We start from the raw sequence: 18,477 nt of genomic DNA, 5'->3' as shown, positions 1-18,477 counted from the left end.
TCTCTTAAGACAAATTGCGGAGGATTATACTCAGATAAAAAGTCCATGCAATACTTTCTGTAAACTATTCATTTAATGGATTTTTATGCGAAATAACGTCCGTTTTAAGCTTCCGTTTAAGCCTTTGTTGGAACTGAGAATCTCAGGCTTTTTTAGGTAATAATCTATTCAACTACATGAAAAAAAATGCGAGCTTTATCCAAGGTCAAAATCCCAAGAACGCCACCCGCACTTCCCTGTCATTGCACCTAACTTATTAACGTCTTGCGAACAAGTGAGTGCTTAACTTCTTAACTTCTTAACTTCTTAGCTGCCTAATGTCGCAACCATGACTGCTTTGATGGTATGCATGCGGTTTTCTGCTTCATCGAACACGATAGAGTATTCAGACTCGACCACTTCATCTGTCACTTCTACGCCATCTTTAAGCTGCGGATATTCAGCAGCAAGCTGTTTGCCTACTGTGGTATCTTCGCCGTGGAAAGCCGGTAGGCAGTGCATGAATTTCACATGTGGGTTGCCTGTCGCTTTGATCATGTCCATGTTGACTTGGTAAGGCATCATTAGGTTAATGCGCTCAGCCCATGCTTCTTTCGCTTCGCCCATGGATACCCAAACGTCAGTGTATAGGAAGTCACAACCTTGCACGCCTTCTTGAACATCTTCTGTTAGCGTAATTTTGCCGCCAGTGTGTTCTGCGATTTCACGACATTGAGCCAATAGCTCTTCTTGTGGCCAGAATTGTTTTGGAGCAACAAGGCGAATGTCCATGCCCATTTTCGCAGCGCCAACCATCAGAGAGTTACCCATGTTGTTGCGAGCATCACCTAGGTAAGCAAAGCTGATTTCATGCAGTTGTTTACCACGACCGTATTCCGTCATAGTTAGGAAGTCAGCAAGGATCTGTGTTGGGTGGAATTCGTCAGTCAGACCATTCCATACCGGTACGCCAGCGTAAGCGCCTAGCTCTTCAACGATTTCTTGACCGAAGCCGCGGTATTCAATGCCATCGTACATACGGCCAAGAACGCGAGCGGTATCTTTCATTGATTCTTTGTGGCCAATTTGAGAACCAGATGGGCCTAAGTAAGACACTCGAGCACCTTGGTCGAACGCGGCAACTTCAAATGCACAACGAGTACGAGTAGACGTTTTCTCAAAGATAAGCGCAATGTTTTTGCCAGTCAGTGTTGGCTGTTCGTAACCGTTGTACTTCGCTTTTTTTAGCTCCATAGAAAGATCTAACAAGTGTTGAATTTCGCGTGGAGTGAAATCTAGTAGTTTTAGGAAGTTACGATTGCGTAGGTTAAAAGCCATGATGTATTCCTTCTTAGATTTAGGCGCTTTCTTGTTACAGGGAAAGAAAATTCAAGAAAGCGCGATTCAATTTTTTAGTTAAATTTGTTCGGTTCTGTTTGTTTCGTTTAATTCTGTTTTCGCAAGTTTTAAAAGCTCTCAAGGTTTCAGCTTCTTAAGCTTTAAGGTTCTCAAGCTTTAAGTTTTTCAAGATGATAAAGCTCGCTAGTGCGTTAATCTTTGGTGATATTGGTGCCCGCTTGGCCTTGCAGTATTTGCAAGCCATCTTCGAGTGCGCCGATACCAACCACTTTGCCGCCTTGTTGAATGAATTCGCATGATGCTTCAATTTTTGGCCCCATTGAGCCTTCATCAAATTCAAACTTCTCCAATTCACCTGGTGTGGTACTGCGTAGTGCGTGTTGAGTTGGTTTGCCCCAATCAAGGTATACAGCGTCAGCGTCGGTCAAAATAAGCAGCGCATCTGCATCCAATTGTTTAGCTAAGAAAGCGGCCGACATGTCTTTATCGATAACAGCTTCAACCCCGACTAATTTGCCATTCTCTTTTTTCACTGGGATACCACCGCCACCAGTACAAATGACTAGGTGACCCGCCTCAATAAGCTGTGTGATCGCTTCGTGTTCAACAATGCCTGTCGGTCTTGGGCTTGGTACTACACGACGGAAATGTTTGCCATCTGGTTTTACTATCCAGTGGTATTTTTCCGCCAATTCACGTGCTTCTGCTTCTTCGTAGATCGGGCCAATTGGCTTCGTTGGATCAGCAAATGCAGGGTCGTTCGGATCGACGGTCATTTGCGTTAGCATGCATGAGATGTTGCGGTCAGGCAGGTAGTTCTTGAACTCTTGCATCAACATGTAGCCGATCATGCCTTGAGTTTCACTGCCCAAAACATCGAGCGGGTACGGGTTTACTTTTTTGTATTCCAAACCTTGCAAGGCAAGTAAGCCAACTTGTGGGCCATTACCATGCACTAACACGACGTTGTACACTTTCGCGATTTCAGAGATGGTTTTAACCGCTGTTTCAATATTACGGCGTTGAACGTCGGCTTCTAACGGCTCACCGCGACGAAGTAGGGCGTTACCGCCGAGTGCAACAACAACAGTTTGCTTAGTCATAATTGTGTTCTCTCATTTTGGCCAAGCTGAGATTATTTAAGATCGTTCAACTTGGCCGTTTTCGTCTTAGTGATTAGATACCATCACGCTCAATTGGGCAGCTCATGCAGCGTGCGCCACCGCGACCGCGGCCAAGTTCGTCTCCTGGAATCGGAAGAACCGTGATGCCTGCTTTGTCGTATTTTTCGTTGGTGTATGTGTTGCCTTCGTAGCCAATAACGACGCCAGGTTTAACCGTTAGCACGTTGTTTGCATCGTTCCACTGTTCACGTTCTGCATGGAAGTTGTCGCCACCAGTTGTGATTAGGTTTAGCTTGTCTACGCCAAGTGCTTTTTCGATAGCCGTTACGAAGTAGCCTTCTTCTTTCACTTTCACTGCGCCTGACTCATCACCAGTTAGGTTCCAACACTGCACATCTTTACTCACGACTTCAGGGTAAACAGAGAACGTATCTTCGTTCATGTGCGTCATTACGGTGTCTAAGTGCATGCAAGAGCGGTGTTTTGGTAGCTGCATTGCGATAACTTGTTTCGCTTGACCGTGTTTGAATAGGCTAGATGCTAAGTGTTCAACACCTTGTGCTGTTGTACGCTCAGACATACCGATAAGAACCGCGCCACGACCAAGTACAAGAACGTCACCACCTTCAATCGTAGAGTTGTCGTAATTGATTTTTTCTTCATCGCCGAAGTATTTAATGAAGTCTTGGCCTGCGAATGTTGGGTGCCAGCGGTAAATAGCGCGAACGTGGTTTGTTTCACGTTGACGAGCTGGTTTCGCCATTGGGTTGATAGATACACCGCCGTATACCCAGCAAGATGTGTCGCGAGTAAATAGGTGGTTTGGTAGAGGCTCGATAATGAAGTCGGTTGGTGCGTGCATGCCTTGCATCATTGAAGATGATTTCATTGGCATCTCAGCGTAAGACAAACCGCCCGTTAGAATTTTTGCTAGCTCTAGGTTTGGTAAGTCGCCCAAGTAGCAGCGCACATCATTGGCGAATGTTTTACCCAAACGGTAATCAGATACTTGGCAGCTTAGTAGCCAATCTTTCGCTTCTGACACCGCTAGTGTGTCGGCTAGCAAGTCAGTAAGAAGAAGAACCTCAACACCTTGATCACGTAGCGTTTGAGTAAATGCGTCATGCTCTTTACCTGCACGCTCAACAGCCAGTACGTCATCAAACAGCAAATCGTGACAGTTAGAGGGTGTTAGGTGAGTCAGTGCGCGTCTTGGACGGTGAACTAGAACGCGGCGTAATTGACCTATTTCAGAACCTACATAGAACTTACTCATGATCGTCTCTCTCTTATATATTTGAATTACTTTTATCGCTAAGAGTAATTATTTATTTTCAGTTGAGAAGAATGAATTATTTTATTCATATCTCTTGTCTGGAATTAATATTACGCCTGCTAGTCAGGTATTCTTAGAGATCTATCACAAATCGTTTTTTATCCCGCAGCCCTTTAAAATCAAGGGTTTTAACAAACTTTATGCACTTTCAACTATTGCTAGTCTTTTCTAAATAGTTAACTCCTTGGGAATATTATGCATGCTTTTTTCATTCGCCTAGCTAGAATCCAATTTGTGAGGGATTATATGCAAAATGGTTTTATTGATAAGAATGAGCTTAGATTGGAAGTATGCAATGTTAGTATTTATATATTTAATTTTGTACGTAGAATTAATTATTATTTAACAATTTAAATGCGAATAAAGCTATTGTGGTCACACTTTATAATTGGGTTTTTAAAGCCCGTTTTCTATAAAAATCACTACTATTTCCTCTTTGGTTATTACTGCGTAAATTACTTTAAATATAATTAACGCTAATAAATGACTAAATATTTGTATAAATATAAGAGCGAAGAATAGTTGGCGATTTATTAGCTTTAACTTTGATGTTTAAACGTTGGCTTACTCTTTGTCGCAAGTGGTTTTTGCTTGTTTAAGCTTTGCTACTGATATAGGTCATAGAGAGGCGTTAAATGAAGCGTGTGCAGCTCGGCAGGTTGTTTTGGTGATTGGGTTGGAATTGGATTAGATAGCAATAAAAAAAGCCGCTATGGAAGCGGCTTTGGATGAGAACGGAGTGAAGTGCTTTAAGTTAGATAAGCGCACCAATACTTAGTACAACGATGCAGAACACCATTAAGATACCGACTAATGGCATTACCCATTTAACCCAGCGAACATAAGGGACGCGGGCAATAGCCAAGCCACCCATTACTACCGCAGAGGTCGGGGTGATTAGGTTCACCAAGCCGGAAGCGGATTGGTAAGCGGTGATAACAAGGTCACGACCGACGCCTGCAAAATCGGCCAACGGTGCCATGATCGGCATAGTCAGTACCGCTAATCCAGACGTTGATGGTACTAAGAATGATAATAGAATCTCTAAGAAGAACATCACGTTAATAAAGATAACTGAAGAAAGCCCCGTCACCATTTGTTCTGCAGAGAAGAGAATGGTGTCGGTGATCATACCGCGGTCCATCACGACCACGATACCACGTGCGATACCTATGATAAGTGCTACGCCCAGTAGGTCTCGAGCACCGTCAATGAAGCTAGTGGTAAACTCTTCTTCGCTCATGCGAGATACAATACCAACGATGATTGTTGCTGCTAAGAACATCGCGGAGATCTCAGCCATCCACCATCCAGCAACCGATACACCGTAAATCATCACAGCGAAAGAGCCACCGAAAATGGTCAGAATCAGTTTACGAGTCGCGGTGAATTCAAGTTTTTCGCCGCTCGCGTTACCAAGGAAGTGTGCTTTGTTCTCTTCGTATTTGTCGTAGACAATCGATGTTGTTGGGTCAGCTTGAACCATTCTTGCGTAACGCATAACGTAAGCGACACAAATACCCCAACCAATAATCAGCATTCCAACACGTAGCACGATACCGTCGGTGAATGGGATACCAGAGGCGTTGGCAGCGATCACGGTTGCGAATGGGTTAATCGTTGACCCTAGCACCCCAATCCCTGCGCCAAGCAATACCGTTGCAGCAGCCACTAGAGGGTCAAAGCGAGCGGCCATCATTACTGGTACTAGCAGCGTATAGAATGGCAGTGATTCTTCCGCCATGCCGTAGACGGTACCGCCAGCAGCAAACAGCGCCATCAGTATCGGTATCATCAACTCTTCTCGCCCTTCTAGGCGGGCGGTGACACGTTCGATACCGGCATCAATAGCACCAGTTTTGGTTACTAGTCCTAAGAAGCCACCAATGATTAGAATGAACAGTGAAACGTCGATGGCTGCAGCTTCATAGCTATTGTGGTCGTAGAAACCGTCAATGGGCGCGAGTAGTACGTCAATCACACCTTGAGGGTTACCTTCTACTGCTTGATAGGTGCCGGTTACCGGTACTTCTCGACCTAACTCTTCATTCATTGCTCGGTCGTATTGGCCTGCTGGAACAACCCAGGTAAGCAGGGCTACGAATGCAATTAGAATAAATAGAATGGTGTAGGCAGAAGGGAATTTAAAGTTGGCAAAGAAGCCGCCCTTTTTTTTCTCGCTTGGTATCGTCTGAGTCGTCATGGCTATCTCCTTACATCATCCTAAATAGAATTGACGTGAATTAGCGACTAATGTTTATAGATTGTAAATACAGTGACATTTATAAAGCATTCAACGATATAAAATTATTGCCCTTATAGAGCGTTCATCTATATGACGTTGCCGACTTTAAATATAAGTATCTTTATATTTATATATCCAAATGAATTAAGATTTAATTTAACTGCGGTTATTTTATTCCTTACGTCGCCATTTAATTTTGGTATTGTTCACAAAAATAGTGACCAATGAATAGGCTGAAAAACGTTAGAAAAAGAGCAAGGTTTTTTGGTTAGTTAGCTTGGATTAATATTCGATGTAAATTAGATAGAAACAAGGGGTGGTTGCGTTGGCAGGCATTGTTAATGAATGGCGTGAATATTCTTGGAATTTTATTCAAACGTTATTTTTGTTCGGGTTTTTAAGTTTATAATGTTTATTTGATACGTATCAAATAAACACATTGTTCAGAAAAGAAAAAAGGAAGCCGAAGCTTCCTTTTAGGTTTGGTTTTTCAGCGAGTGTTAGATAAATAGACCGCCGAATGCGAAGCCGAGTGCTACCGCTGTACTGATTGTTGCCACACCAGGAATGAAGAATGGGTGGTTAAATACGTACTTACCAATACGAGTTGAACCTGTGTCATCCATCTCAACCGCTGCCAGTAGCGTAGGGTAAGTTGGAAGTACGAACAGTGCACTTACCGCAGCAAAAGAAGCTACGGCTGTTAGTGGTGCTACGCCAATCGCTAGAGCTGCAGGCATCAGTGCAACCGTTGTTGCACCTTGAGAGTAAAGCAGCATAGAAGCGAAGAACAGAACAAGAGCCAGCATCCATGGGTAGTCAGCCAGTAGAGCACCAGCAACGTCTTTGATTTCAGCAACGTGTGCATTCACAAACGTTGAACCTAACCAAGCCACACCCAGTACACAAACACACGCTGTCATACCTGAACGGAATGTTGGAGCCGAAGAAATCTTCGCTGCATCAATCTTAGTGAACATCACGATTGCCGCTGCTGCTGCCAGCATCACAGACATGATCGCTTCGTTACGGCCCAGTGCTGGGTTTTCAATTAGGCCAACAGAGCTAGAGATAGCGGCTGCGTAGCAAACAACAAAACCAATCGCCGCAAGGAAGATGTAAGTCGCTTTCTTCGCTGTTGGTAGAATTTCGCGTTTCTCTTCTGTTGCTAGCTTGATTAGACCTTTCTCTAGACGTTCTTGGTAAATTGGATCGTCTTTCAGTTCACTGCCCATGTAGTTCGCGACAACCGCACCAACCATACAAGCGATGAAGGTTGTTGGAATACAAACCATCAATAGCGTTAGGTAATCGACACCAAAGGGTGCAAGCATCGCTGCGAAAGCCACAACTGCTGCCGAAATAGGCGAAGCTGTGATCGCAATTTGAGAGGCTACAACTGCGATAGACAGTGGACGAGAAGGACGAACACCTTGGCCTTTTGCTACTTCTGCAATAACAGGCAGCGTAGAGAATGCTGTGTGACCAGTACCCGCCATTAGTGTCATTACAAAGGTCACAATCGGTGCGTAAAAGGTGATGCGTTCAGGGTGTTTACGCAAGAAGTTTTCTGCAATTTGTACCAACCAGTCCATACCGCCAGCAACCTGCATTGCTGCAATTGCGGTGATAACCGACATGATGATCAAAATTACATCGACCGGGATAAAAGATTGGCTTGTTGGAACACCAAGAATTAATGAAAGGGCAATAACACCAGCACCACCGGCAAAACCAATACCGATACCGCCAATTCTGGCCCCCAAAAAGATAAAGAGCAGGACGACAAATAGTTCTACTGCAATCATAAGTAACACCTCATTTTAGATTTTATTATGTGAACATTCGCCACTGGAATGTTCACATAATAGTTCTATGGTTTAGGTCTAATTAAGCAAAAACGCAACCAACGGAAATCCACAAGATCAGCAGGGTTAACCGTATTGGAGCCTAAAAAAGGGCTCCGTTTGGAGCCCTTTCTCGCTACCGTTATTCGTAGCGTTTAGCTTTATACTGAGGATGCATCAGATTTTCAACAGAGAAAATGTCATCAAGTTCTTCTTCGCTCAATAAACCGCGCTCTAGAACCACATCACGAACACTCTTACCTGTTTCAGCACAAATCTTACCTACAATGTCACCCTCGTGGTGGCCAATGTATGGGTTTAGATAAGTAACGATACCGATAGAGTTAAATACGTGAGATTCACATACTTCTTTGTTTACAGTAATGCCGTCTACACATTTGTCGCGTAGGTTCACACATGCGTTTGTCAGGATGTCTAAAGACTCAAACATGCTCTGTGCGATAACGGGTTCCATTACGTTCAGTTGAAGTTGACCGCCTTCTGCTGCGAAAGAAACCGTGTTGTCGTTACCTAGAACTTTAAAGCAAACTTGGTTTACTACTTCAGGTACAACTGGGTTTACTTTAGCAGGCATGATTGAAGAACCTGCTTGCAGTTCCGGTAGGTTTAGCTCGTTGAAGCCAGTACGTGGACCTGAAGAAAGAAGACGTAAGTCGTTACAGATCTTAGACAGTTTAACCGCTAGACGTTTAAGTGCGCCGTGCGTCATTACGTATGCGCCACAGTCAGACGTTGCTTCGATTAAATCTTCAGCCGCTACACACTCTAAGCCAGTTACTTCTGCTAGGTGCTTAACTGCTAGGCCTTGGTAACCCGGTGCTGCGTTCAGACCAGTACCGATAGCTGTTGCGCCTAGGTTAACTTCAAGCAGAAGCTTTGAAGTGTATTCTAGGTTTTTGATTTCTTCATTGATGGTTACAGCCCAAGCGTGGAACTCTTGGCCAACCGTCATAGGCACAGCATCTTGAAGTTGAGTACGACCCATCTTCAAAATTGTGTTGAATTCTTGGCTCTTAAGCTCAAATGCACCTTTTAGGTATTCGATAGCATCGATCAGTTTACGAACGCTGTTGTAAACAGAGATACGGAAGCCAGTTGGGTAAGCACAGTTTGTAGATTGGCTGCGGTTTACATGGTCATTTGGGTTGATGAACTCGTATTGGCCTTTTTCTTTGCCCATAAGTTCAAGCGCCACGTTTGCCACGACTTCGTTAGCATTCATGTTTACAGAAGTACCAGCACCACCTTGGAAAACGTCCGATGGGAACTGATCCATGCACTTGCCAGTGTCTAGAATGAGATCACAAGCTTCGATGATGTATTTAGCCACTTCGCTTGGAATTACACCTAACTCTTTGTTTGCTAAAGCCGCTGCTTTCTTTGTCATCACCATACCGCGAACGAATTCAGGTACATCTGAGATCGTTACATTTGAGATGTTGAAGTTTTCAACTGCGCGTAGAGTGTGGATGCCGTAGTAAGCATCAGCCGGAACATGACGTTGACCTAATAGATCTTCTTCGAGACGAGTAGCTTGAGGAGCTTCAACTTGAGCTTCTGATTGAGTAGCCATAACAGGATCCTTAGAGAATTATTCTGATTATATAGTTAGTTATTAGCCTATTCTGTGTGCAAATACTCCGTTCGCTAGAATATTGGGCTGATAAATCCGTCCTGACTTATGTGGCACATGATACTGTACTTAGCGCATAAAAATATTAAGTTGATCACCTTTTTCGTTTTTGTTTCGTCAATATTTAGCAAACTTATTCCGGGTCAATAAACACGCTTATTTACAGGATAAATTTGAGATTGGTAGGGCTTTCAGCGTAAACTGGACGTAACAAAGGAGGGCGTGTGTTTCCTATCTTATTATTACTCTTTATCTTCGTACCCATCATTGAGATTGGGCTATTTATTCAAGTTGGTGGCTTCTTAGGATTGTGGCCAACTATCGCGTTGGTTTTGATCACTGCATTTGTGGGTGCATCGCTGGTTCGTAGCCAAGGCATTCAGACACTTATGTCTGTTCAAGGTCGGTTGCAACAAGGCGAAATGCCAGCACAACAGATTCTTGAAGGCGTGATGCTTGCGGTTGCAGGCGTATTGCTGCTGACTCCGGGCTTTATGACGGACGCACTCGGTATGTTGGTATTGTTACCAGCACCAAGAGCGATGATTGCCAAGAAAATGATGGAAAAAATGGTGGTGACCAATATGTCTGGTGGTTTTCATGCGGGTGGACAAGCTGGTTTTGGCCAGAGCCCATTTGGACAAGACCCATTCAATTCAGGTCCATCTGACCAATCAAAAGACGGCAACACCTTTGAGGGTGAGTTTGAGAAGAAAGACGACGACAACGATCGTAACCGCTTAAATTAATGGTTTGTCTCTTTATATAGAGAGACAAACAGAAAAGGCTCTTACCGTTATCCTTCGCAAGAAAGTGATAATGGTAAGAGCCTTTTTTATTGCGTGTTACCTGCTATTTACGATTGCTAGTAGGAACAGATAACAGGCCGAGTGAGCGGTTATTTACTGAGATTAATTTACTGAGATTGGTATTATACCGCGCCTTCAAAACCCATTTGTCGCCATGCTTCGAACGCAATAATGGCCACTGCGTTAGACAGGTTCAAGCTGCGTGCTTCTGGCATCATTGGAATACGAATACGTTGCTCCATTGGCATACTTTCGATGAATTCAGCAGGCAGACCGCGAGACTCAGGGCCAAACATCAGTACATCACCTTGTTGGAATTTCGCATCAACGTGGTGGCCAGTGGTCTTGGTCGTACAAGCAAAGATACGGTAGTCACCCTCACGTTCATTCTCTAGATACTCAAGGAAGGCTTCTAGATTCTTGTGACGCTTTACTCGTGCGAGGTCGTGATAATCTAAACCCGCACGACGAACTTTCTTCTCTTCGAAATCAAAACCAAGCGGCTCGATAAGGTGCAGGTTTGCGCCGCAGTTAGCTGATAGGCGGATGATGTTACCCGTATTGGGCGCGATTTCTGGTTCATATAGAGCGATATCAAACATGTTGGTTCACAAGAATAATCAAAGATAGCCAGAGTATACGGCGGCAAGCTGAGTGAGTACAGTTCGCCACCCTCAGCTTAGGCCTGGTTCGCTAGTGCCTGCGCGTAGTTTTCAGATACCGCATTCCAATTCACTACGTTCCACCATGCATTGATGTAATCAGGACGACGGTTTTGGTAGCTGATGTAGTAGGCGTGTTCCCAAACATCGAGTGCAAGAATGGGCTCGCCATTACTGGCAACCGTATCCATCCACGGGTTGTCTTGGTTCGAAGTCGAGATGATCTTCAGTTGTCCTTCTTCAACCACTAGCCAAGCGAAGCCTGAACCAAAGGTATTGATTGCCGCTTGAGCGAACTGATCTTGGAATGTCTCGAAATCTCCGAAAGTACTTTTGATAGCCTCGCCAAGCTCGCCCGTGGGTTCACCACCACCGTCTTGCGACATGCAGTTCCAATACAAGATGTGGTTGTAGTAACCGCCACCATTGTTACGAACCGCTGGGCTGTGCTGAGAAATGTTAGCGAAGATCTCGGTCAGAGACTGTTGCTCTAGCTCGCTGCCAGAAATAGCCGCAACAAACTTATCGTAGTAGGTTCTATGGTGCTTGCTGTAATGCACTTCCATCGTCTTAGCATCAATGTAAGGTTCTAGGGCGTCGTAAGCGTAGGGTAAAGTAGGGAAAGTGTGTGACATGGTAAATCCTCCTTAATTAGAGGATTCACCATAATGATAATAACAATCATTATCAACTGTGATCTTTGTGGGGGTATTATACCGGCAAGATTGGTAGGGTGATTTCGAGTTGTAATCCACCGAGCTGGCTACGGCTTGCAGTGATGGTTCCGCTGTGTTGGCGAATCGCACTTTCTGTAATGGTGAGGCCAAGCCCAGTGCCACCTGAATTACGATCGCGTGCCGTTGAAACTCGGTAGAAAGGTCTGAAGATAGAATCCAGTTCATCCTCCGGTACACCATCACCGTTGTCATTGACGCAAATCGTCAGCTGATCTTGGACAACATGGAATTGCACATCGACTTGGTCTTTACCGTAGTAGATAGCATTGCGCGTAATATTGTCTAAGGCACTCATCAGCAGCTTAGGATTACCTGAAATAGAACGTTCTGGGATCTCTGAAAACGTCAGTAATTTACCCATCTGTTCAGCTTCAAACTCTGCATCTTTTAAGATCTCTTCCCATAAGCTCGAGATAGGTTGAACCTCGCGAGTTATGTGGCTGTCGACCTGCATACGAGATAGCGTCAGTAGCTCACTGATCATTTGTTCCAAACGCTGCGCTTCGGTATCAATACGTTCTAATTCTTGGCTCTCACCTTGCTTACGAATTGCCAGTGCATTGGCCATACGTAGACGAGTCAATGGCGAGCGCAGTTCGTGTGAGATATCAGAAAGTAGGCGCTGTTGTCCCGAAATCATCTGGTTTACCGCTTCCACCATTTGGTTAAAGCTTTCACCCGCTTGTCTGAATTCTGAGGTGCCTTTTTCAAGTTGAGGATCGACCTCAAATTGCCCTTTTGCTACACGCTGCGCTGCGCGTTCAAGCCTACGTGCGGGTTGACTCAATGCCCAAGCTAGCCATAGCAATAGCGGGGTACTTGCTAGCATTACCGCAAGCAACAGCTGTAAAGGTCTATCAAATAGTCGTAGCAAAAATGGCGGTGGTTGGTTCCATTTTACTCCGGCATACATCAGTAATTCTTCACCAGCGAGTGTGATAGGTACTGGCCCTGCCACCATGTAGTGTCCGTATAGTTTCTGTTTTGGTACTTCAGGGTTATCAATCGAGGTAACAAAGTTGCGAATCGCCTTAAGTTTATAGTCCGAATGTCTTTTCGACGTAAGGACAGCACCTTCAAGGTCGGTTAAATAGATGCGAGCTCGAGAATCCTTGCGGCTACGTGGTGCCTCAAGTTGGAAAACAATTTTGCCTAGATTAGGTTCTTTGGCGTAGCGTTTCTCTGTGATTTTAGCGATACGCTCCAATTTATTTAGATGATCCGCGGGCACATCACGTGCTACACGTGGATCTAAATGAGGAAGTGATAGCACCGACAAAAGCACCAGTAACATGGTGAACCAAAAGATAGCAAAGATACGTCCATATAAGCTGGTGATTTTAGGGATACGCATTAATCTTCCTCTACCAATAAGTAGCCACGGCCTCGTAAGGTTTTGATGCGAGATTTTCCGTCGCTGCGCTCAGGAATCTTTTTACGCAGATTGGAGATGTGCATATCAATTGCGCGGTCAAACGCCGCAAGCCTTTTTCCTAACACATCTAAGCTCAATGCTTCTTTGGTGATCACTTGCCCTGGATTTTGGATAAGGTGACTCAGTAGTGCGAACTCGGTTGTGGTGAGGTCGATGAGCTGACCATTGCAGTAGGCTTCTTGTTTACCAGGGAAGACTTCGATGTCTTGATATTGAATGGTGTCGCTGGCTGATTTAGGCGCGGTGTTAGTCTGTGTTCGGCGTAAGATGGCACGAATACGAGCGAGCAGTTCTCGGTCACTGAACGGCTTTGGCAAATAATCATCTGCGCCAAGTTCAAGGCCAATAACACGGTCGATCTCTTCGCCTTTGGCAGTCAGCATCAATACTGGTGTTTCCCAGTTTTCTCTCAGCTTCTTTAGCGTTTCCATACCGTTAAGGCGCGGCATCATCACATCCAAAAGAATCAGATCAATCTCATCATTGATAGCGTCAAGCCCCGCATAGCCATCATTGGCTTCGGAAACAGTGAAGCCCTCAAAGCTCAGGATGTCTTTCAGTAAGCTGGTTAGTTCTGTGTCGTCATCAATAAGAAGAATGTTCGCCATTGGGAAGCCTTAATCGGTTATCTACTATTTACAGGTTAATAATACTGCTAATTATTCGTCAACTTTCACTCTTTACGATTCTTTACGCTTTCTAAACGTCACTTTACGAGGGAAAGACTAATCTATATCTAAGCGCTGAGAAACAGACGCAATACATGACTTATTATACCGAATCGAGGCAACAATTATGAAAATGACTAAGAAACTTGTACTAGTAGCTGCGGCACTTCCACTTATGTTAGGTACAGCGAGTGCGTTTGCATACGGCGGTGGTGATAAAGGTGATCACAAAGGTATGCACGGTAAGTGTGGTGGCTTCGATAAGAAAGTGATGCGCCAACTAGACCTGACGGACGCTCAAAAAACAGAATTGAAAGAGATGCGCGAAGCGAATCGTGCTGAGATGAAAGCAAAACACTCAGGCAACAAAGCCGATAAAATGGCGCAAATGAAAGCGCATCACGAGAAAGTTCAAGATCTAGTTCTCGCGGATACTTTTGATGAAGCTGCAGCAAACGACCTAGCAAGCCAAATGGTTGAGAAGCAAACAGAGCGTCGCGTAGCAATGCTTAAGAAGCAACACCAAATGATGAGCGTACTAACACCTGAGCAAAAGACTCAGCTGAAAGAAATCCAACAAGAGCGCATGGCGAAGTGTGCTGACAAAATGGAAAAACGCATGAACAAAGACAAGTAATTCATGGCTTGAGAAAGCTGAATTGATTGAAAGTGTTTAGAAAGAAGCGGCCTAGTGCCGCTTTTTTGATCTTTAAAAATGAATGTATTACATCATGGCTGTCATATTCAATCGGTTGTTTGCGGGTTATACTTTGTGCTATCAGTCACTTTATAGCCAATTTATGAAACAAGAATACGCACGTTTAGTTACGCTCGCCGCTTGGGCTGCCACCATCATTGCCTCCATATTATTGGTTGTGAAGGTTGCTGCGTGGTGGGTGACAGGTTCAGTCAGTTTATTAGCTTCTGTGGTCGATTCGCTGTTGGATATCGCCGCTTCTGTCGTCAATCTGGTGGTGGTTCGCTACTCTCTTCAGCCTGCCGATAAAGAACATACCTTTGGCCATGGTAAGGCAGAATCTCTTGCTGCATTAGCGCAGGCAATGTTTATTTCCGGTTCCGCTTGTTTCCTTATTCTTAATGGTATTGAGCGTTTCTTCCGACCGCATGAGCTGAACTCTCCTGAAATTGGTATTTATGTCAGCTTGTTCGCGATCGTAATGACCTTTGGTTTGGTTCGATTCCAAAAACATGTTGTCAGCAAAACGGGCAGCCAAGCGATAGCCGCCGATTCACTGCATTATCAATCCGACCTTTATATGAATGCAGCGATCATGCTCGCGCTAGCACTGAGCTGGTTTGGCATTGGTCAAGCGGACTCGGTATTCGCGATTGGTATCGGTATCTACATTCTTTACAGTGCCTACCAAATGGCAACAGAAGCCATTCAATCTTTGCTGGATAGAAAGCTGCCAGATGAAGAATTAAAACAGATAAAAGAGACATCGCTGAGTGTGGAAGGTGTGCTTGGCGTACATCAACTAAGAACGCGTCGTTCAGGGCCTGTTCGGTTCATTCAATTGCATTTAGAACTCGAAGATAATATCCCACTTATTGAAGCGCACCGCATTTCTGACGAAGTAGAAGACAAGCTTATCTCCGTTTTTCCTGATGCTGATGTATTAATTCATCAAGACCCGTATTCGGTCGTATTTGGACCCGAGAAGCAGCAGAAATTTCACTCATGGTAAGCGGGCTAAAAAAAGGGTAGGCAAATGGTAAGTAGGTGGCTTTTGAACTAAAGTGAGTAAAAATTACTAATTCTTCGGTGATTCAAAAATCACCTTAGTAACAATTAATGTTGATTCTGATGTGAATCAACAAAGTTACTGAGTAAAACTGTAATACTCTTACAGAAGTAGAAATGTTACATAATTTTACGCGATTTAAGTGCTATTCCTGTTGAGGAAATGTAACATAACGCACAAATATAGATTTAAAATCTTGTTGATATACAATCAGCAAGAATAAGAATTGAATAATAGATTCCCAAAAATCGAGGGTGAGCATGATTAAGAAGATCGGTGTTTTGACCAGTGGTGGTGACGCTCCAGGCATGAACGCAGCAGTTCGTGGTGTAGTTCGTACTGCGCTATCAGTTGGCATTGAAGTTTACGGTATTTACGATGGCTACCAAGGCCTTGTTGAAGACCGTATCGAAAAGCTTGACCGTTCAAGCGTATCTGACGTGATCAACCGTGGTGGTACTTTCTTAGGTTCTGCACGTTTCCCTGAGTTCAAAGACGTTGCTGTTCGTGAGAAAGGCATCGAGAACCTTAAGAAGCACGGTATCGAAGCACTAGTTGTTATCGGTGGTGACGGTTCTTACATGGGTGCTAAGAAACTGACTGAGATGGGTTACCCATGTATCGGTCTTCCAGGCACAATCGATAACGATATCGCGGGTACAGACTACACAATCGGCTACCTAACAGCGCTTAACACTGTTATCGATTCAATCGACCGTCTACGTGACACGTCTTCTTCTCACCAACGTATTTCTATTGTTGAAATCATGGGCCGTCACTGTGGTGACCTTACGCTTATGTCAGCAATTGCGGGTGGCTGTGAGTACATCATCACACCTGAGACTGGCCTAGATAAAGATCAGCTTATCAGCAATATCCAAGATGGTATTGCGAAAGGTAAGAAGCACGCAATCATCGCTCTAACTGAGTTAATGATGGATGCGAATGAACTAGCGAAAGAGATCGAAGCTTCAACAGGTCGTGAAACTCGTGCAACGGTTCTTGGTCACATCCAACGTGGTGGTCGCCCGACTGCATTTGACCGTGTACTGGCTTCTCGCATGGGTAACTACGCTGTTCACCTTCTTCAAGAAGGCCACGGTGGTCGTTGTGTTGGTATCGAGAAAGAAGCGCTTGTTCACCACGACATCATCGACTGTATCGAGAACATGCAGAACCCAGACCGTTCTGAGCTGTTCCGCGTTGCAGAAGAGTTGTTCTAAGACACGCTTAGCGTTCGCTTAAAATATTAAAAACCGCTGATTGTTCAGCGGTTTTTTTGTGCCTGCCGTTTGAGGCTTCAGAAATGACAGGCAATAAAAAAGGCCAACCTAAGTTGACCTTTCATTCAATTTAAACGGTGACGTTTAAATTAAGCTTTTGCTTCAGCTGCTGCTTTAGCGATAGCTGCGAAGCTTTTCGCGTCTAGAGCTGCGCCGCCAACTAGAGCACCGTCGATGTCTGGTTGTGCGAAGTAAGCTGCTGCGTTTTCTGGCTTAACAGAACCGCCGTATTGGATAACAACTTTCTTAGCAACGTCTTCAGATTTCTCTGCGATGTGTGCACGGATTTGAGCGTGGATGCGTTGTGCATCTTCAGCTGTAGCTGCTTTACCAGTACCGATAGCCCAGATTGGTTCGTAAGCGATGATAGCGCCTTCAAGAGCTTCAACACCTTGAGTGTTGATAACAGCGTCAAGTTGACGAGCACATACAGCAACAGTTTCGCCTGCTTCGTTTTGTGCATCAGACTCACCGATACAAAGAACTGGAGTTAGGCCGTTCTCTTTTAGGAATGCGAATTTCTTAGCAACGAATTCGTCAGACTCAGCGTGGTATTCACGACGCTCAGAGTGACCGATGATGATGTGAGATGCGCCGAACTCTTTAAGCATTGCTGGAGACATGTCGCCAGTGAATGCACCGCTGTTGTTTAGGTCAGAGTTTTGAGCACCTAGGATGATCGCGCTGCCCGCTTCAGTAAGCGTACGCTCAGCAAGATCAACGAAAAGTGCTGGTGGAGCAACTGCTACGTCTACGCCTGTTACGCCTTCAAGTTCAGCGTTAAGACCGTTTAGTAGATCAACAACCATTTCTTTGCTGCCGTTTAGTTTCCAGTTACCCATAACTACAGGATGACGCATAGGAATATCTCCAAAGTATTTAAATAAATCGAATGTAAAAAAGTAAACTTTATTACGAAATAATATAACAGAATAATATCAACAGATCATGACTGTGGTCATGACTTTCTTGGATCTTACTCAATGGTCAGAGTAGATTTTGAGCATATATCAGTGATCCGGCAGACAGAATAATAGCTAACTTCTCGGATTTTTCATCGTTAGTTGCTATTAAGGGACAAACGATTGCGTTAACAATAGGAAGTAATAATGCCGAATCTAGTTCTAGAGTACTCAAATTCAGTGGATGAGCGAGTGAATATCCAAGGTTTACTGGAAGACCTTCATCAAGTTACATTAAACTGTGGTTTGTTTGATGTACCTTCTGTGAAGTCTCGTTCACTGCGCTGTCATAACTGGTTGGTCGGTGATGAAGAGGACAATGTGGATTTTGTTCATATTAGCTTTGAGTTACTTTCAGGACGTACCGAAGAACAGAAAAGAGAATTGTCGCGTTTGTTGATGCAAACCCTACAAGAACAGGCAAGCCATATCCGTAGCCTAACGGTCAACATACGAGATATGGATAAAAGTTGCTTTCAGAAAGTGATTAACTAGCTAAAACTAACTAACTAACTAACTAACTAACTAACTAACTAACTAACTAACTAACTAACTAAAAGTGATTAACTGACTATTTGCTGCTAACTTTTTGGTAGCGTATTAATTTTTTG

The 18,477-nt window shown here is 44.3% G+C and carries 16 protein-coding genes; 5 read left to right on the top strand and 11 right to left on the bottom strand.

From position 1 onward, the window contains the following. Positions 1–306: 306 nt before the first annotated feature. The 6 genes from L3V35_RS22280 to aspA all read right to left on the bottom strand — a co-directional run bounded on the left by L3V35_RS22280 (position 307) and on the right by aspA (position 9,484). Positions 307–1,317, bottom strand: coding sequence for an ornithine carbamoyltransferase (locus tag L3V35_RS22280; RefSeq protein WP_004729719.1), 1,011 nt, complete (start codon positions 1,315–1,317; stop codon positions 307–309). Between the two features lie 212 nt (positions 1,318–1,529). Next, entirely contained in the window at positions 1,530–2,441 is a 912-nt protein-coding gene (gene arcC, locus L3V35_RS22275; RefSeq protein ID WP_114634083.1) for a carbamate kinase, read from the bottom strand. Between the two features lie 73 nt (positions 2,442–2,514). Next, positions 2,515–3,738 (bottom strand): arginine deiminase, encoded by a 1,224-nt coding sequence (gene arcA / locus L3V35_RS22270; protein WP_054548236.1) that lies wholly within the window; start codon positions 3,736–3,738, stop codon positions 2,515–2,517. Between the two features lie 814 nt (positions 3,739–4,552). Continuing rightward, positions 4,553–6,001 carry a YfcC family protein gene (locus L3V35_RS22265; protein ID WP_114634081.1) on the bottom strand — a complete coding sequence of 483 codons (1,449 nt, stop codon included), beginning with the start codon at positions 5,999–6,001 and terminating at the stop codon, positions 4,553–4,555. Positions 6,002–6,543: 542 nt separating this feature from the next. Further along, a complete protein-coding gene (locus tag L3V35_RS22260) occupies positions 6,544–7,851 on the bottom strand; it encodes an anaerobic C4-dicarboxylate transporter (protein WP_004729714.1) in 1,308 nt (435 codons plus the stop codon). Between the two features lie 181 nt (positions 7,852–8,032). Further along, the gene (gene aspA, locus L3V35_RS22255) at positions 8,033–9,484 is read right to left on the bottom strand and encodes an aspartate ammonia-lyase (protein ID WP_004729713.1); all 1,452 of its coding nucleotides are present in this window, start codon (positions 9,482–9,484) and stop codon (positions 8,033–8,035) included. A gap of 284 nt (positions 9,485–9,768) precedes the next feature. On the opposite strand from aspA, the gene L3V35_RS22250 reads away from it, so the two are divergent. Further along, positions 9,769–10,293: an FxsA family protein gene (locus L3V35_RS22250; RefSeq protein WP_004729712.1), complete on the top strand. Its 525-nt coding sequence runs from the start codon at positions 9,769–9,771 to the stop codon at positions 10,291–10,293. 182 nt (positions 10,294–10,475) lie between these two features. Here the strand turns inward: L3V35_RS22250 and L3V35_RS22245 are convergent, their stop codons facing one another. The 4 genes from L3V35_RS22245 to L3V35_RS22230 all read right to left on the bottom strand — a co-directional run bounded on the left by L3V35_RS22245 (position 10,476) and on the right by L3V35_RS22230 (position 13,795). Continuing rightward, positions 10,476–10,955, bottom strand: coding sequence for a tRNA (cytidine(34)-2'-O)-methyltransferase (locus tag L3V35_RS22245; protein ID WP_004729711.1), 480 nt, complete (start codon positions 10,953–10,955; stop codon positions 10,476–10,478). A 77-nt stretch (positions 10,956–11,032) separates the two neighbouring features. Continuing rightward, positions 11,033–11,650, bottom strand: a complete 618-nt coding sequence (locus L3V35_RS22240; protein WP_054548233.1) for a superoxide dismutase — start codon at positions 11,648–11,650, stop codon at positions 11,033–11,035. Between the two features lie 76 nt (positions 11,651–11,726). Beyond that, the gene (gene cpxA, locus L3V35_RS22235) at positions 11,727–13,106 is read right to left on the bottom strand and encodes an envelope stress sensor histidine kinase CpxA (protein WP_102504177.1); all 1,380 of its coding nucleotides are present in this window, start codon (positions 13,104–13,106) and stop codon (positions 11,727–11,729) included. Beyond that, on the bottom strand, positions 13,106–13,795 hold the full coding sequence (locus L3V35_RS22230; RefSeq protein ID WP_171308887.1) for a response regulator: 690 nt from the start codon (positions 13,793–13,795) through the stop codon (positions 13,106–13,108). The genes cpxA and L3V35_RS22230 overlap by 1 nt, the downstream gene beginning before the upstream one ends. Positions 13,796–13,982: 187 nt before the next feature. Here L3V35_RS22230 and L3V35_RS22225 point away from each other — a divergent pair, with 187 nt between their 5' ends. From L3V35_RS22225 to pfkA, 3 genes are all read left to right on the top strand, one after another. After that, positions 13,983–14,492 (top strand): CpxP family protein, encoded by a 510-nt coding sequence (locus L3V35_RS22225; RefSeq protein WP_017077588.1) that lies wholly within the window; start codon positions 13,983–13,985, stop codon positions 14,490–14,492. 163 nt (positions 14,493–14,655) lie between these two features. Further along, on the top strand, positions 14,656–15,564 hold the full coding sequence (gene fieF, locus L3V35_RS22220) for a CDF family cation-efflux transporter FieF (protein ID WP_026012358.1): 909 nt from the start codon (positions 14,656–14,658) through the stop codon (positions 15,562–15,564). 317 nt (positions 15,565–15,881) lie between these two features. After that, positions 15,882–16,844 carry a 6-phosphofructokinase gene (gene pfkA, locus L3V35_RS22215; RefSeq protein WP_004729705.1) on the top strand — a complete coding sequence of 321 codons (963 nt, stop codon included), beginning with the start codon at positions 15,882–15,884 and terminating at the stop codon, positions 16,842–16,844. A gap of 149 nt (positions 16,845–16,993) precedes the next feature. Here pfkA and tpiA read toward each other — a convergent pair whose 3' ends face one another. Then, the gene (tpiA, locus tag L3V35_RS22210; RefSeq protein WP_004729704.1) at positions 16,994–17,764 is read right to left on the bottom strand and encodes a triose-phosphate isomerase; all 771 of its coding nucleotides are present in this window, start codon (positions 17,762–17,764) and stop codon (positions 16,994–16,996) included. A gap of 249 nt (positions 17,765–18,013) precedes the next feature. Here tpiA and L3V35_RS22205 point away from each other — a divergent pair, with 249 nt between their 5' ends. Continuing rightward, the gene (locus L3V35_RS22205; protein WP_004729703.1) at positions 18,014–18,361 is read left to right on the top strand and encodes a 5-carboxymethyl-2-hydroxymuconate Delta-isomerase; all 348 of its coding nucleotides are present in this window, start codon (positions 18,014–18,016) and stop codon (positions 18,359–18,361) included. Positions 18,362–18,477 lie beyond the last annotated feature (116 nt).

The sequence above is a fragment of the Vibrio sp. L5-1 genome, assembly GCF_021728315.1.
Lineage (GTDB): Bacteria > Pseudomonadota > Gammaproteobacteria > Enterobacterales > Vibrionaceae > Vibrio > Vibrio splendidus_K.
The sequence above is the reverse complement of the archived record's forward strand: the minus strand, read 5'-3'. Positions and strand labels throughout refer to the sequence as shown.

Excerpts from the sequence above, each read along its gene's own strand:
- L3V35_RS22280 (WP_004729719.1), bottom strand. The coding sequence starts at position 1,317 with ATGGCTTTTAACCTACGCAATCGTAACTTCCTAAAACTACTAGATTTC.
- arcC (WP_114634083.1), bottom strand. The coding sequence starts at position 2,441 with ATGACTAAGCAAACTGTTGTTGTTGCACTCGGCGGTAACGCCCTACTT.
- arcA (WP_054548236.1), bottom strand. The coding sequence starts at position 3,738 with ATGAGTAAGTTCTATGTAGGTTCTGAAATAGGTCAATTACGCCGCGTT.
- L3V35_RS22265 (WP_114634081.1), bottom strand. The coding sequence starts at position 6,001 with ATGACGACTCAGACGATACCAAGCGAGAAAAAAAAGGGCGGCTTCTTT.
- L3V35_RS22260 (WP_004729714.1), bottom strand. The coding sequence starts at position 7,851 with ATGATTGCAGTAGAACTATTTGTCGTCCTGCTCTTTATCTTTTTGGGG.
- aspA (WP_004729713.1), bottom strand. The coding sequence starts at position 9,484 with ATGGCTACTCAATCAGAAGCTCAAGTTGAAGCTCCTCAAGCTACTCGT.
- L3V35_RS22245 (WP_004729711.1), bottom strand. The coding sequence starts at position 10,955 with ATGTTTGATATCGCTCTATATGAACCAGAAATCGCGCCCAATACGGGT.
- L3V35_RS22240 (WP_054548233.1), bottom strand. The coding sequence starts at position 11,650 with ATGTCACACACTTTCCCTACTTTACCCTACGCTTACGACGCCCTAGAA.
- cpxA (WP_102504177.1), bottom strand. The coding sequence starts at position 13,106 with ATGCGTATCCCTAAAATCACCAGCTTATATGGACGTATCTTTGCTATC.
- L3V35_RS22230 (WP_171308887.1), bottom strand. The coding sequence starts at position 13,795 with ATGGCGAACATTCTTCTTATTGATGACGACACAGAACTAACCAGCTTA.
- L3V35_RS22225 (WP_017077588.1), top strand. The coding sequence starts at position 13,983 with ATGAAAATGACTAAGAAACTTGTACTAGTAGCTGCGGCACTTCCACTT.
- fieF (WP_026012358.1), top strand. The coding sequence starts at position 14,656 with ATGAAACAAGAATACGCACGTTTAGTTACGCTCGCCGCTTGGGCTGCC.
- pfkA (WP_004729705.1), top strand. The coding sequence starts at position 15,882 with ATGATTAAGAAGATCGGTGTTTTGACCAGTGGTGGTGACGCTCCAGGC.
- tpiA (WP_004729704.1), bottom strand. The coding sequence starts at position 17,764 with ATGCGTCATCCTGTAGTTATGGGTAACTGGAAACTAAACGGCAGCAAA.
- L3V35_RS22205 (WP_004729703.1), top strand. The coding sequence starts at position 18,014 with ATGCCGAATCTAGTTCTAGAGTACTCAAATTCAGTGGATGAGCGAGTG.